The 15,289-nt window shown below is 53.6% G+C and carries 12 protein-coding genes; 8 read left to right on the top strand and 4 right to left on the bottom strand.

Going from position 1 to position 15,289, the window contains the following annotated elements:
• Positions 1–184: 184 nt before the first annotated feature.
• From KP814_RS26360 to KP814_RS26335, 6 genes are all read left to right on the top strand, one after another.
• Positions 185–1,222 carry an NADP(H)-dependent aldo-keto reductase gene (locus KP814_RS26360; RefSeq protein WP_216739589.1) on the top strand — a complete coding sequence of 346 codons (1,038 nt, stop codon included), beginning with the start codon at positions 185–187 and terminating at the stop codon, positions 1,220–1,222.
• Between the two features lie 85 nt (positions 1,223–1,307).
• The gene (locus KP814_RS26355) at positions 1,308–2,468 is read left to right on the top strand and encodes an alpha/beta fold hydrolase (protein WP_216739588.1); all 1,161 of its coding nucleotides are present in this window, start codon (positions 1,308–1,310) and stop codon (positions 2,466–2,468) included.
• Between the two features lie 161 nt (positions 2,469–2,629).
• Positions 2,630–2,950 carry a hypothetical protein gene (locus KP814_RS26350; protein WP_216739587.1) on the top strand — a complete coding sequence of 107 codons (321 nt, stop codon included), beginning with the start codon at positions 2,630–2,632 and terminating at the stop codon, positions 2,948–2,950.
• A gap of 334 nt (positions 2,951–3,284) precedes the next feature.
• A complete protein-coding gene (locus KP814_RS26345; protein WP_216739586.1) occupies positions 3,285–4,826 on the top strand; it encodes a methyl-accepting chemotaxis protein in 1,542 nt (513 codons plus the stop codon).
• Positions 4,827–5,126: 300 nt separating this feature from the next.
• Positions 5,127–7,298 carry an acetyl-CoA hydrolase/transferase C-terminal domain-containing protein gene (locus KP814_RS26340; protein WP_216739585.1) on the top strand — a complete coding sequence of 724 codons (2,172 nt, stop codon included), beginning with the start codon at positions 5,127–5,129 and terminating at the stop codon, positions 7,296–7,298.
• Between the two features lie 105 nt (positions 7,299–7,403).
• A complete protein-coding gene (locus tag KP814_RS26335) occupies positions 7,404–7,859 on the top strand; it encodes a peptidylprolyl isomerase (protein WP_216739584.1) in 456 nt (151 codons plus the stop codon).
• Here KP814_RS26335 and KP814_RS26330 read toward each other — a convergent pair.
• Together KP814_RS26330 and KP814_RS26325 are read right to left on the bottom strand one after the other, a co-directional pair.
• Positions 7,839–8,633: a 1-acyl-sn-glycerol-3-phosphate acyltransferase gene (locus KP814_RS26330; protein ID WP_216739583.1), complete on the bottom strand. Its 795-nt coding sequence runs from the start codon at positions 8,631–8,633 to the stop codon at positions 7,839–7,841. The two genes, KP814_RS26335 and KP814_RS26330, sit on opposite strands and share 21 nt — an antisense overlap.
• 32 nt (positions 8,634–8,665) lie before the next feature.
• Complete coding sequence (locus KP814_RS26325; RefSeq protein ID WP_216739582.1) at positions 8,666–9,439, bottom strand: GNAT family N-acetyltransferase; 774 nt, start codon at positions 9,437–9,439, stop codon at positions 8,666–8,668.
• A gap of 294 nt (positions 9,440–9,733) precedes the next feature.
• On the opposite strand from KP814_RS26325, the gene KP814_RS26320 reads away from it, so the two are divergent.
• Together KP814_RS26320 and KP814_RS26315 are read left to right on the top strand one after the other, a co-directional pair.
• Complete coding sequence (locus KP814_RS26320; RefSeq protein ID WP_127972786.1) at positions 9,734–10,471, top strand: response regulator; 738 nt, start codon at positions 9,734–9,736, stop codon at positions 10,469–10,471.
• Between the two features lie 20 nt (positions 10,472–10,491).
• Complete coding sequence (locus tag KP814_RS26315) at positions 10,492–12,060, top strand: ATP-binding protein (protein ID WP_216739581.1); 1,569 nt, start codon at positions 10,492–10,494, stop codon at positions 12,058–12,060.
• A 45-nt stretch (positions 12,061–12,105) separates the two neighbouring features.
• Here the strand turns inward: KP814_RS26315 and KP814_RS26310 are convergent, their stop codons facing one another.
• Positions 12,106–13,962: a carbohydrate binding domain-containing protein gene (locus tag KP814_RS26310; RefSeq protein WP_216739580.1), complete on the bottom strand. Its 1,857-nt coding sequence runs from the start codon at positions 13,960–13,962 to the stop codon at positions 12,106–12,108.
• Positions 13,963–13,989: 27 nt separating this feature from the next.
• Positions 13,990–14,742, bottom strand: a complete 753-nt coding sequence (locus KP814_RS26305; protein WP_216739579.1) for a hypothetical protein — start codon at positions 14,740–14,742, stop codon at positions 13,990–13,992.
• Positions 14,743–15,289: the final 547 nt, after the last annotated feature.

The following is a 15,289-nucleotide window of genomic DNA, read 5'->3' as shown; positions in this document are numbered from 1 at the left end:
CTCACAAATATGGCTTGGCTAGGACTACCTTCCTCCCGCAAAGTTACAGAAAAACTAATCGGAGATTGCAGATTTGTGACGATTGCCATTTTTGTAGTCGACCGTTATGGTTTGCGGTCAACCGCCATATTTTGCAGGCTGCGGGCCTGTTCGCCGCTAATGTGATTACTCAGAAGGGGATGCCATGCAATACCGTCAGTTAGGAAAAACGGACCTGAACGTCAGCGCCATTTGTCTGGGCACGATGACCTGGGGGCAACAGAATACGGAAGCGGAAGCGCACGAGCAGCTGAATTACTCCGTAGATCAGGGTATTAACTTCATTGATACGGCGGAGATGTATCCGGTGCCGCCTCAGGCGGATACGCAAGGACGCACGGAGGCCTATCTTGGTTCCTGGCTGAAAAAACGCAGTGACCGCAACAAATTGATTATCGCCACGAAGGTTACCGGTCCCGCCGCCTCATTCAGTTATCTGCGCGGCGGGCCGCGATTGACCGTCGCCCATATAAGCGAAGCCATCGACGCCAGCCTTCAACGTTTGCAAACCGACTACGTGGACCTGTATCAGGTGCATTGGCCGGACCGCAACACGAACTTCTTTGGCAAGCTGGGTTATGAGCACAAAGAAGAAGAGGACGCCGTCCCCATTCTTGAAACCCTTGAAGCGCTGGCGGAGCTGGTGAAAAGCGGCAAGGTTCGGCACATCGGACTCTCCAACGAGACGCCCTGGGGGGCGATGAAGTATCTCAGCTATGCTGAATCACTTGGATTGCCCAGAGCGGTGAGCATTCAAAACCCCTACAATTTATTGAATCGCACCTTTGAAGTCGGACTGGCGGAAGTGGCGCACCGCGAGAGCATCGGGCTGTTGGCGTACTCACCGCTGGCCTTTGGCATTCTCAGTGGTAAATATCTGGGCGGTCAGCGTCCCGCCAATGCGCGTATTACGTTATTCAGCCGTTTCAGTCGCTACTTGGGAGCGCAAGCCGAACTGGCGACGCAAACTTACGTGGAAGTAGCGGAAAAGCATGGGCTGGATCCGGCGCAAATGGCGCTGGCGTTCGTGACTTCTCGACCCTTCGTCACCAGCAACATTATTGGCGCCACCAGCATGGATCAGCTGCGTTCTAATATCGACAGCGCTAATCTGACGCTCAGTAACGAGGTGTTGCAGGATCTGGAAGAGGCGCATCAGCGTTACACTTTCCCATGCCCTTAACAGGTATGCTGCGCTCATTCAGGTTGGCGTAACCGCCTGAATGAGCGGGTGAAAATACAATAACAACAGCACAGAGCACTAAAATATGGTCGCGGATGTAAAGGCGGAAGCCCCAGCCTGGTCGGAAAAACTAATGTGGGGCGCTCTTAACGCCCTTGAGCGCTATCTGTTTTCCGAGAACTTCTTCATTGCGAATCTGAGTCCGTATGAGGAGATCTACCGCGACGGCATTATGTCGGTGCGTCACTATCTCCCGCTGGAAGAGGACGAAATTCAGGTCGGCGATGAAACTATCCCTGTCGAAAGAGTGAAGCAACACACGCCGTTGGTGCTGGTTCCGCCCTTGGCGGCGACGTCGATGATTTTCGATATTTTGCCGCAACGCAGCATTGTCCGTTACTTTTTGGCCAAAGGCTTTGACGTTTATCTGATCGATTGGGGTGAAGTGACCGAAGATCATTCTCACCTGTCTCTGGAAACCTATGTAACGCAGTGGATGCCCGATGCGTTGCGGCAAATCCGTCTGCATAGCGGCCGCGAAGACGTCTCCTTTTTCTCCTACTGCATGGGCGGGCTGCTGACGCTTATGTACGCAGCGGCGAGCCAAGATCCTAATATTCGCAATCTGGTGACCGTGGCGAGCCCGGTGGACATGCATCAAAGCGGTATGGCGGGCAGGGKGCTGTCATTGGTCTATCGGCCCGCCAATATTATTTCCCGGGTATTAAATTTCTCTCTGATGGATTTACCTGCGCGTTTTCTGCATATCCCCGGATGGGTGAACTCCTTGGCGTTCAAGCTCACCAACCCAATGGGCAGCCTGATCAGTTCATTGGAGCTGCTGGTGAACCTGTGGGATCGGGAGTTCGTCAAGAATCACACCACCATGAGCCAGTGGTTCAACGATATGGTGGACTACCCAGGGCAGACCATCAAAGAGATGCTGGTGAAGATGGGTCTGCAGAACCAGATGGCGAAGGGGCGCATGAAGATGGGGGCGACGTCTGCGGAGTTCTCCGCTATCAAATGCTCGATTCTGGCGTTTGCAGGCGACGCGGATAAATTGGTCAGCATCAAGGCCGCTCATAAGGTGCTGGACATTGTTTCCACGGAAGACAAGGAGTTCTGTGTCGCTCCCGGCGGCCATGCCGGCGTGTTTGCCGGTGGGAAAGCGCCTCAAAACGTATGGGCGATCAGCGCCGACTGGCTGGCGCAAAGGTCCGGCGAAAAAGCGTCACAGGCGTAAAAAACGTGACAAAGACTACTTTTTGTCATAATTATGGCTAAAATCAGACGAGAGTATGACTTTTGATAACTTAGTCACGCCGCGGGTAAATTTTATACAGTAGTATTAGAACCATAGAAACGAACCCGTAAGTTGTAAGTAGTTTTCCGGAGACCAGCGCCATGATGTTAAGACTATTCGCCCTCCTTCTGGTTCTGAATGTTGCCGGTCAGGTCTCCCGAGTAGATGCTGCAGAGCCCGCTCAAGCAGTATGGCCAGCGGATCAAAACTACACCGCTCAGGGCGCAGTCAGTGAAGGCGGAGCTGGCGATTGCGTACGCCGGGCGCTGGTGATACTGGCGAACCAGTTTCTGAAAGGCGCTGTAGACGTCGAGCCTCAAGGCCATCGCCCTCAAACTTTCGGCCAAGTGCTTTCCCACCCTCAATATAATTTTGACGCCATCGAAGAAGGCGTAAGCGTGTCTGTTTCCTGGAATTTCTGAGTAACTTCTTGCGAGTGGGCGCTCCTGGCTTTGTCAGGGCGCGAATCCGGCGCTAAATCCCTCCGTTAATCCTTGTCATCGCGGACTTCTCAGTAAACTCTCTTTCCTTCCTTATCTGTTTTTTGACCTTTTACAATTTTTTCCTTCGCCTGCGCCTTGTTTGTCCTGCGTAAAATGGCGAATTACACAGCATGGTATAGACTTATTCATTAAGTACGTGCGGAAAACTTTCCCAACATATATCAGGCCGTTATCTGAGATAGCTTGGAATAACCCTGAAACATCTTTCCGCACGCTCCAATTTCTGTCATGTGATCCGGTTTGAGGCTGTGTGATGAATTTATCAAGTATCAGTGTCCGTTTGCCGTTGCTGTTTCTAAGTCTGGCGACGCTTATGTTGATCGGTTTCGGATACTTCGATTACTCGACGACGAAAAGCGAAGTACAGGCGAGACTTGAAAAAAGTGCGAACAACATACTTGGACGGTTGTCGCTGAGCCTGCCGGCTCCGATATGGAACTACGAAACGGAATTCCTGAACCGCAACATCGAATCAGAAATGCAGGACGCCATTGTGGCCGGCATCGTCGTTAGTAACGAAGAAAACAGGTTGGCCGCCCAATATAAGGAAAGTGGCGAAGGCGAAATCCAGAAAGTTGAAGAAGGGGCGGATCTGCCTGACCTGAGTCAGGATATGGTGCTGACCCGTGACCTGATTTACGTGGAAAGCGGCGCAGAGAACAAAGTCGGCAAGGTGGAGCTTTATATCGATCAGACGCCGGTGAAAGTCGCGTTGGACCGGGTCTTTATGAAAACCGTGGTGCAGATTATTGTGCTCGACGCTATTTTGGCGGCGGTCATGATTTTACTGCTGAAAACCACGGTGCTGACGCCTTTGAGCAATGTCACCCACGCTATCAGTGATATCGCGCAGGGTGACGGAGATTTGACGCAACGTCTGAAGTTCAAGCGTAAAGACGAGTTTGCAGCGTTGGGCGAGCAGTTCAACATATTTATAGAAAAGCTACAGGGCATTATCGGGCAGGTGGTGGAGACATCGGATCAACTGCTGCACAGCTTTACCGAGTCCAGCGACAAGGTGGAGGAAATCTCCAGGGAGATGAGTAACCAGCAGCAGCAAATAGATATGGTGGCCACAGCCAGTACGGAAATGTCATCCGCGATCGATGGCGTCGCCAAGAGTGCGGCGCAGGCTTCAGAGGCTACGCAGAAGGCGGATGAAACGGCGCAGCAGGGCGAGAAAGTTGTGCAGCAGGCCATCACGGTTATTCAAAGCCTGGCCAAAGAAGTGGATCATGCGACGGACGTGACCGAGAAACTGGCGATAGAAGGCCAGAATATAGGTACGGTCCTGGACGTTATCAAAAGCGTTTCCGAGCAGACAAACCTGCTGGCGCTTAACGCTGCGATTGAGGCGGCGCGGGCTGGCGAACAGGGAAGGGGCTTCGCTGTAGTGGCGGACGAAGTGCGCACCCTGGCGCAACGTACTCATGAGTCCACCGACGAGATTCAGCAGATCATCGCGCGATTGCAGCACTCCACAGAGGAGGTCAAAGCTGGCATGGGACTGGTGAAAGACCAGGCGCAACATGGCGTCACCCAGGTTCAGGAGGCGGGCAAGTCAATTGAGATCATCGCCGGGGCGGTGGACAAAATTACGGAGATGAGTACGTTCATTGCAGAAGCCGCCCACGAACAGAGTCTGGTGGTATCAGAGATCAACGAAAACGTGGTCAATATCGCCAAAGTGGCGGATGACTCCGTTGTCCGGGCGGGCGAAACCGTCGAAGCGAACAAGAAGTCTTCCGCAGACGCCAAACGTCTGCGCGACCTGGTGCGTCAATTCAAGATTTAATCTTCATAACCGCGCATGGATGCGACATTGCTACGCTAAGCGGCGCAACAGCGCCGCTTTTTTTATGCGCTAGGATTTATCCTATGGTCGGTTTGATTCTCTATTGACGATCGTCAAGTCATTTCCTAGTGTTCATTCACATACTGGGCGCGTGAGTCTCGGCGGCGATCCCTGACGCCATGTAGCGTTCCCAGAGTGACAGTCTTCAACGTCAAGTCTATGGCGGCTGACCGCGGGGTGGGTTGGGTTGCATGCCGCCGTACTGTGGTTGGCGAAAAATAACAAAAGGAACCAGCGATTATGAGTCAAGAACGTCCACGGACCTTCAGGAAGTTGTCCGATTGCGTCGACGCTATTATTGAAAGAGTGGGGAATAAGATCGTGCTTGGCCTGCCGCTTGGTCTGGGTAAGCCTGTTCCTCTGGTGAATGCGATCTACCAGCGGGCCAAAGATGACGCCAGTCTTAGTTTGAAAATCGTCACTGCGTTGTCTCTGGAGAAGCCTGTTGGCCGCAGTAAATTAGAGCGCAACTTCCTGGAGCCTTTCGTCGAACGACAATTCGCCGGCGTCCCGGACCTGGACTACGTGCTTGACCTTCGTAACAACAGTCTGCCTCGTAATGTAGAGGTGGCGGAGTTCTTCTTCAAAGCCGGCAGCTATTTGAACAATGCCCGGCAGCAACAGAATTACATGAGCAGCAACTACACCCATGCTGCTAGAGATCTCATTGCTAACGGCGTTAATGTGGTGCTGCAGATGTTGGCTTATCGCGAAATCGATGGTAAGCCCTACTACAGCTTCAGTTGTAATCCGGATCTGTCCATCGATCTGGAGCCTATGCTGCACGAACTCGCCGCCCAGGGGGCGCCGATCGCCATTGTAGGTATGGTCAATCGTCGTCTGCCTTTCATGCACAATCATGCGGTGCTGGAACCGGAGCGAGTTGATTTCGTAGTGGACAGCCGGGATTTCGATCATCCCTTGTTTGCGACGCCTAACATGGCTATATCCCCCGCCGATCATTTTATTGGTTTCAACGCCAGTACGCTGATTCGTGACGGCGGCACGCTGCAGGTGGGGATCGGATCATTGGGAAGCGCGCTGGTTTACAGCACGATCCTGCGCAGGGAGCAGAATCAGGTATATCGCGAGCTGATGCGAGACCTGGACTTGCGCAACAAGTTCCCTGTCGTTGACGCTATTGGCGGCGATGATCCTTTGTCCCAAGGACTGTATGGATGCAGTGAGATGATGGTCGATGGTTTTATGTATCTCTACAAGGCTGGCATTCTCACTCGTGAAGTCTTTGATGATCTGGTTTTGCAAAAGCTGCTGAATCAGGGGGATATCTCCACCAAGGTGGATTTGCACATCCTTGACGCGCTGGTCGAAGCGGATGTCATTCACGCCAAATTGCGCGCCCGGGATGTGCAGTATTTGATTAAGTACGGCATTTTCAAACCTCAGGTCGAGTTCAAAGGCGGCGCGCTGGTATGGCAAGGAGAACCGATCGAACCGGATTTAAGCTCTCAGGAAGCGCGTACGAAAATCGAAGCGGTCTGCCTGGGCGAGAGTTTGAAAGGCGGGGTCGTCATGCATGGCGGCTTTTTCCTTGGCCCTCAGCGCTTTTATGACATGCTGCATGGACTCAGTGACGAAGAGCATCAAAAGTTTTGCATGACCAGCGTCAACTTCATTAATCATCTCTATGACCATAAGTTTGGCGTACAAGCATTGAAGGTAGCGCAGCGCGCCGAGTCCCGTTTTATCAACTCGGCGATGATGGTGACGCTGAACGGCGCGGTGATCTCGGATGGGCTATGCAACGGGAAAGTGGTGAGCGGCGTTGGCGGGCAATATAACTTTGTCGCCATGGCGCATGAGATCCCGCAGGCGCGCTCCATCATCAAGCTGAAATCCACGCGTAACTCCGGCGGACGCAGTTTCTCCAATATTATTTTCAACTACGGGCATATGACGATCCCCCGTCACTTGCGGGATATCTTCGTGACGGAATACGGCGTCGCCGATGTGCGCGGCAAACCGGATAAAGATGTGTACATCGAGCTGATCAAAGTTGCGGATTCACGCTTTCAGGACGAGTTGCTACAGCAGGCGAAGCGTGCGGGTAAAGTGCCGGCGGACTACATTCTGCCGGAGGCCTATCGCAGCAATACGCCGGAAAAACTCCGCGCATTGCATCAAAAGTATAGCGCCAAGGGCTTGTTTCCCGCTTTTCCGTTCGGGTGTGAGTTTACCGAGGAAGAATTGAAGATAGGCAAAGCGCTGAAAGCATTGAAAGCGAAAACCTCAACCAAATTAGGTTTGGCGCAGGCGCTGTGGCGGGCCATCCATGTGCGGGAGACGCCATTGGAGCTTGCGCCGATACTCAAGCGTATGAAGCTGGATCAGCCTCAGGAAATCAGAGAGCGCATGGAGCAAAAGCTGTTGATTGCGGAAATGGCTGGCTGAAGCGGGAGTTGCGTCTAAACCAGCGCCTCGCCATTAATTAGCGGCTTCACGTAAAACAGGCGAGGCGCTTCGTGATAGAATCCCGCCTTTTTGCGGAACAGAATTATGCGACCGAAAGTTTTTACCGTGGATTACAACCTGAAAAACGCCGAAGGAGAGGTGGTGGACACCTCATTCGGCGGTGAGCCTCTGGTGTTTATGCAAGGCGCGGGGCAGGTGACCCCAGGGTTTGAACAAGGGCTGGCGGAGCATACCGCAGGCGATGTTGTGTCGCTGACGATCCCCCCTGAGCTGGCTTATGGCGTTCTGAAGGAAGAGCTGGTGCAATTAGTGCCGGTCAATCAGTTTGAAGGCGTTGATGAGTTAAAGCCGGGCATGCTGTTTCAAACTGAGTCTGGAGCTGAGCGTAAAGTAATCAAGGTGGTCAGCATCCACGGAGACAAAGTGCTTGTGGACGCCAACCATCCTCTGGCGGGACTAACCCTGTACTTCGAAGTTCACGTCAGATCGGTGCGGGAAGCGACCGATGAGGAAATCAAATCAGGCTACGCCGTCGGCTAACGCCCAGTCAGGTTTGGGGTCGTTGCTCCAGTACATTTGCTGCAACGATGTCTCCACCTGCTGTTGAGCTGTCCTGGCGACGCTTTCCGCAGGCGTATCCATTGCGACTTCCATGACCGGGTGAATCGCCACGTAGACATCTGTCGGCGTGGCTTTCATCAGTCTTACCAAATGCGACACGAATTCGTCGTCACCGATAAAAGGCGCGTAAGCATCTGGCACATTGTCCCGTCTGTAATGCAGGGTAATGGGCTGTATCGGAACTTGCGCCCGAATGGCGGCATTCAATAGGCGGCCATGGAATTTTTTTACCCGCTGGCCATCTGTCGTTGTGCCTTCTGGGAAAATCAGGGTTGTGGCTCCGTCACGCATGCTGGACTCCAGCTCCGTCATCACTTGCCGCGCTTTGCCGCCGCCCCGGGTAATGAATAGGGTGCCGGCCTGCGCCGCCAGCCAGCCAATGAAAGGCCAGCTTCTGACCTCCGCTTTAGACAGAAAGTGTAATGGCTTGATAGCGCCGAGGACCGGAATATCCAGCCAGGAAATATGGTTACTGATCACCATCACCGGCCCGTCATGGAGCTCACCTGAAGCGTGAATGCGCAGGTTCAGCACCCGACATAAACCCGCCAGCCAGAAGCGAGCGATTGGCGCGCGCCGCAACCTGCCGGGCTTGATGGCGTCTATAACCGCCACAATCGCGGCGAGCACCGCGCCCCACATCAGATAAGGGATCAGAATCGAGGCTCTCAGAAACAGGCGAACTGAATTCATGGGGTCCTTCCTCCGGGCGTCAGGCGCAGTGATCAGGCTTGTGGTTCTTTCATGAAATGCTTCGCGTAGCGCGCCGCCAGTGCATCGATGTGCAACAGGATGAACAAATCAGCGCACTGGAAGTCAGGGTCCCAGCATGGATCACCGCCGATCTGGGCGCCCAGGCGCATGTAAGCGCGGATCAACGGGGGAACTGCTGACTTGTTGGGAACCGGGCCGACAGGCTGGGGTAAGGTCCGCTTGGGAATGACCCTGGCGTTTTCCGCTGTGAGGCAGCGCTCCTGTAACTGGCGCGTGATAGACCAGGCTTCCGCCGTGCCCTCTATGACGCTGATGGAGCCGCATCCCAGTAGATAGTCGAATTCATTGTCAATGACGTACTTGGCGATGCCGGACCATAACAGCGCCAGGGTGGCGCCGTTGCGGAAGGCGGGGTGCACGCAGGTGCGGCCGATTTCCAGTTTTCGCCCCGGTAGCTGACAAATAGCGCTAAGGTCGAACTCGCTTTCAGAATAGAAACTGCCCGCCAGTTTTGCCTTGTCATCGGCAAGCAAACGAGTGGTGGCGACCACTTGTCCGCTGATGTTGTCTTTCACCAACAGGTGGTCGCAAAAAGGATCGAAACTATCGCAGTCCAGTCCTGGAACCGGGCTGTGGAGATTGGCGCCGAACTCTTCCGTAAATATCCGGTAGCGCAGTTGCTGCGCCATGATCACCTCTTCACTACGCTGCGCCACGCGAACGAAGAGCTCCGCTTTCTTTGATTCCGCCTTGGCTAAGACGACTCGCTGACCTGATGTGTGCATAGTAATTCTCTTTATAGTGTTTTGGCGGATACTATGGCGATTACGTGACAGGGGGGTGACGTTGCAGTTACTGGTTTATGACAATTGTTTTTAAGTAAGCGTTGGTGTACTTGCTAAGTCACTTGACTGAGAAAGGGGTAATTTTTGTAAGACTGGTTATACTTATGTGGATAAAAGTGCTATTTTTCTATAAGTCACGAATAATTCTAAATTTTATTGGGGGCCATTCAGGAAAGGATGGCGACAGGGGCAGGGACGGGACTCAAAATCTATAATGTGAGAGATACGGATACCGTGGATACTAATGAAGCTTGGCGCATATTGATCGTTGAAGATGATGAACGTTTGGCCGATCTTACCAAAGAGTATCTTGAATCGAATGGCTTGATGGTCTCCGTTGAGCCCAATGGCAGTAAGGCTGTTGAGCGAATTCAGAATGAGCAACCCGATCTGGTCGTATTAGACTTGATGCTGCCGGGCGAAGACGGTCTTTCCATTTGCCGCAAAGTACGGCCGAGTTATAACGGCCCCATTCTGATGCTGACCGCGCGTACAGATGACCTGGACCAGGTGTTGGGCCTGGAAATGGGTGCGGATGATTATATGTGTAAGCCGGTGCGCCCGCGGGTGTTGCTGGCGAGAATCCGCGCGTTGCTGCGCAGGGTGAAGGAGCAGGGCGAAGCGGCCGCAGAATCGCCGGTCGCCGAACAGTCTGGAGACGGTCCGGTGCGTCTGGTGTTCAACAACCTGGTGATCGATCGCTCTATGCGCGAAGCCTGGTTGGAAGACCAAAGTATCGACTTGACCAGTGCGGAATTCGATTTGTTGTGGTTGCTGGCCAGCAGCGCCGGCAGAGTGCTCAGCCGGGAAGAGATTTTTACCGCACTGCGCGGTATTGAATATGATGGACAGGATCGCTCCATCGACGTCAGAGTTTCCCGCATCCGACCCAAGATTGGGGACGATCCGGTGCATCCCAGACGAATCAAAACGGTGCGTAGCAAAGGATATCTCTTCGTCAAAGAAGCCTAACCGGGACAACAGGGCTCACTGTGAATAACGTCTTTCTGCGCGTTTACAGCGGCGTAGCTTTATCGTTGCTTGTATATGCAGTTATAGCATTGGGCCTTTTTCACTCCATAAACGCCGTGCGCTACCTGCAGTACCGAGAGCAACGCGTGGCGCCGCTATTCAACTGGGTCATAGAACAGCCGGAAGAGCGGCTGGAATTCCTCAAATCCATCACCACCGCTGATCTGACATTTGATTTGCTCGCTCCGGCGGAGTTTGAGTTCAGTCGGTTGGAGCGGGAGCGCCTGGCCTACGGGCAAACCATCGTTCTTTCCAATAACGCCGGCATACATGCTTTCGCCCAGGCTGGTCCAGATAAAATGCTGGGCGCCTATTTCGCCGACCTGCCATTGGAAAGCGCTCTGTGGGCAGCGCGTTTGATCTCGCTGCAAACCCGCGCCGTGGCTAAAGAGTCCCGTGAAGATACTCTGCTGGAATTGGGCAAGACCTTTAACCTGTCAGCGAGCCTGGTTCCGCTTAGCGTGATTGCGGAGTGGCCCGCCAATATTCAGGGACGTTTTCTGAAGGAAGGGTGGACTTCGTTGCCGTCTCAGGGTCGTAAAGGCGATGCGCTGGCGGTGTCGTTCGACAAACAATTCATTTTGCAGATTGACCCGGTGCCGACGTTCAATCCCTGGGCCTGGCCGGTGTTGACGACGCTGATTGTCGCCGGGCTGGTATGTATCGGCGCCACACTTTATCTGTTGCTTGAAAAACTGGAGCGCCGCTTGCGTAAGCTGGAAACCGTGGCCAGTCGTATTGCGCGCGGAGAGTTGGACGCCAGGGTGGATGACAACCGCTTTGACGCCGTCGGACGCCTGGGGACGGTATTTAATCGAATGGCGGAGCATATTCAGCGGCTGGTCGCGGTGCAGCGGGAAATGATTCACGCGGTGTCGCACGAATTGCGTACGCCGGTCGCCCGTATTCGTTTTGGCGTGCAGATGATTGAGGACAGCACGGAAGACCAATTCCTGCACAAACAGTTGTCAGGGATTGATTCGGACATACAGGAACTCAACGAGCTAATCGATGAAATCCTCACCTACGCTCGCTTGGAGCAAGGTGGGCCTATCCTGGACTTCCAGGAAGCGAACGTTAAAGACATCGTCAATCAGGTGGTGGGAGAGCAGAGTTCTGTTAAACCAAACCTGGAAATCAGCGCGGACTTCGTACGAGGTTCGGATCGCTGGAAAGTGTCTGAAGTCGAGCCCCGCTACATCCATCGCTCAGTGCAGAATTTGGTGGGCAATGCAACGCGCTATGCTAAATCGAAAGTGGTTGTGCATTGTAACTTCGGCCAGGAAACCTGCCGTATTGATGTTGAAGATGATGGGCCAGGTATTCCTGAGGCGGATTGGGAGCGCGTATTTACGGCCTTCGCAAGGCTCGATGATAGTCGCACCCGTAGCTCCGGCGGATACGGTCTGGGGCTTTCCATTGTTCGACGAATTCTATATTGGCACGGCGGACAAGCCTTTGTCGGCCGCAGCGAAAACCTTGGCGGCGCCAAGTTCAGTCTGGTCTGGCCCCGTAAACAGGGGGCATAAAAAAGCGCAGCTTGAGCTGCGCTTTTAACGTCTATCTCGCTTCCCTTACTTGCTGATCACTTTCAGGTTGTCGATGTACATGCTGGTGGAAGGCTGTGCGCCAATCACATGCAGACGCAGCTGAGAGATGGTCCCGTTCGGAGACAGGTTCAACTCACCGCTGATATTCTGCCATTGTGAGGTGGCGATATCCTGGCCGCCCAGCTTCTTCCAATGACCACCGGAGTTATCAACGTAGTAGACCCACAGTTCTGCCTTATCGGATGAGCGACGGCTGCTGGTCAGATAAACGTCAGCGCTGACCTGATAGGACTTACCGGCTTCCAACAGGCCGTGTGCGTTGAATCCAGGGCCGGAGTACCAGCGGTAGCGATAGTTGCTGAGCAGGCTGTACTTACCGGAAGCGGCTGTGTCGCTCAGGTAAAGTTTGGTTCCGAAGTAGTTGCTCCAGCCGCGAGTCCCATTTTCAAAGCCTTCATTGATGATTTCTTTGCCGCCGGGATTGCTGGTGTCGCCGCCGTTGTCATCGCCATCGTCTCCGTCGCGGTTGAGAGGAGCAATCTTCACTTCGTCAACCAGCATGTCTACGCCAGCGCTAGCGCCGTAAATCAACATGCCTACCTCACGGATGGAGCCTTTGGCGTCCAGCGTAAAGGTGCGTTCATACTTGGACATTTCGCTGTTGGTGAAAGAGGCGCGGGAGAGGTATTGATAGTGCGTGCCGCTGTCGTCGGAAACTTTGAATACGACGCGCATATTCTCGCGACTGCCATTTTCACCCAGGCCGAGTTTGGCGGTTAGTTTATATTCAACGCCAGCCTTCAGTTTGCCGGTCAGCTTCTGGTAAGCGCCAGCGTAGTAGGCTGAGCGATTGGTGATTTCCAGAATATAATCACGGCCGCAGTCTTTCTTGAAGTAAGCCTGTCCCAAGTCGCCAGCGTTGCTGTAGCTGGTCCAGCTGGACAGCTCATTGAAGTCGCCGTCTTCCACCAGGTTGTCGTTCAACTCTGGCTTGCTGCATACGGTGGTGTCGTCGCCGTTATCTCCATTGTCGCCGCCGTCATCTCCACCATTGTCATCGCCGCCGTTGTCGTCTCCGTTATCGTCGCCATCTCCACCGTCATCAATCTTCGTGGGGAAGAAGGCTGCGATCTGATCGCCAATCTTACGCAGGTTTTGCGCCGCATCGGCGCCGTTGCTCTGTCCCGCGCTGACGCCACAAGCCTGGCCTTCACATTTGTTGAGGTCCGGGTTGGACATCATTTGCAGCTGGTTACGAGTGTTGTAGGCCTGTGGATAGGCCATGATGGTGCTGAATGAGCCGTACACGCCGTGGCCGCGGGCCCAGGACCAGATGCCGCCTTGCGAGTTTTGAACGGCAGAGTGGCCAAGACTCATGTTATGGCCGAGTTCGTGGGTGAAAGTGCTGTATCCGCAATCTACGCCGACCAGGCTGAAACCGGCTGAAGCGGCGTTGCTGTAAAGCTGACCTGAGCTGGAGTTACCCGGTGGAACATAACCGATACCGCACACATAGCCGCCATTCATAGGCTCGCGCAGGTTGATCAGGGTTACAAGATCAGCGCCGTACTTCTGGCGCAGTGAGGCGACAGTGTTGTTGCGGCTGAAGGAATCCAGGTTGGAGCTGTTTACATAAACATAGTTTGAATTGATCTTTTCCGCGCCTACAAGGCGCAGACGCATATCAACATTACTGTTCTCGTAGGCCTGGTTGCTGTACTCGATATAGGACGCAATACGGGCGTCGATATCGCGACCATTGGAGGTCTGTGTCGCTTGGTCAATGTACAGAACCAGTACGTCTACGGTGTTCTTCGCATGCGCGGAGCCGGCTCCGACGCTGGCGGCGAACATAAGGGCGGCGGCTTTACTAAAGTTCATTATAGTTTTCCTTTTTTCATTTATATTTTATGAGTTGCTTTGAGGCTGCTCGGGCGTTGGCAGATCCAGAGGTGGAATCGGCACGCCGTCGTCAGTTGGGGTGATCCGGCTGTTTATTTCGCCTTCGTCGGTGAGGGTGACCTGTCCGGTGTCGTTATTAATAACAGCGGAATAAGTGCCGGTGCGGGTGGCGATGACCACATGCGTGTCCATCTCTCCGCGGGTGATGATGACGTTATCTGTCGGGGCTCCGCCGACCAGCGGGCCTTTCCAGACTTCTATGGTGTCTAGCTGATTGTGTGTGGAAGTGATTTCCGCAAGCAGCGACTCATTTCTTTGCGGGATAGGCAGTTCCAACTGCCGTCCCACGCGCAGCTTATCCAGTGCTTCCATATTGGCATGCATCCTTTTGGCGGGGATGCCGTTCACAACAACATCTTCAGCGTCTCCTGGAGCGCTCCACATGGACATGACTTCGTTGGAGTCGTTAGCGTCCAGCTCATCATTTACCGGTTCAGGTGGAGGTCCGTCGGCGGAAAAATCCGCATCAGCCTGCGTCGCCGTGCTGGCGGGCGGCTGTGACGTGGTGGTCTGAGATTGGGCGTCAAGCGGCGCCGGAGAGCTGAGTGCGGCAGCGGGGGCCGCGCCTCCAGGTTGTGCTTCATTGGAAGCGGCTGGCGTGTCGGGGCTTGGCTTGGGACCGTCGGAATAACGAAGTATTCCCACGACCGACGCCAAGGCGACCAGACCGGCTGCGCCCAGGATCAGTGGCTTCTTCATTTGCGTTCCTTTCTGACTGTGTTTGGAATAGAACAGTTAACATTCCGCTCACATTCATCCATAAACGAGCGATCTTACCGGGCGGTCCGAAAATTTAGCCAAATGGCGCCGACGCCTCAATCGTGCAAATGGGCGTTGGACTAATGGCTTACTTTGGCTTGTCTACTTGGTCAGGATTTTTGAGGGCGTAAAAATTTGGGTTTTAGAGTGGGCGGATTTAGGTGATGTAAAAATAAGGAGTTAGGCCTTTTTGCTTACCATTTGTTACATAAGGCGACACTTCTCTAACAGACACGAAGGCGGGAGAAATTCATAATTCGTCTCGTAAGGGATGACTCTTTGAGGTTGTAGTTCTATCGAACTTTCCTTGTTTCATTGTGGGGCTATTTTAGCCCCTCTTTTTTTGCCCCCCTTTCAGACTTCAGACTTCAGACTTCAGACTTCAGACTTCAGACTTCAGACTTCAGACTTCAGACTTCAGACTTCAGACTTCAGACTTCAGACTTCAGACTTCAGACTTCAGACTTCAGACCTTCAGACTTCAGAC

It is taken from the genome of Hahella sp. HN01 (genome assembly GCF_018986435.1).
Taxonomy (GTDB): Bacteria; Pseudomonadota; Gammaproteobacteria; order Pseudomonadales; family Oleiphilaceae; genus Hahella.
Note: the sequence above shows the minus strand (reverse complement) of the source record. Positions and strands in the feature narration are given on the sequence as shown.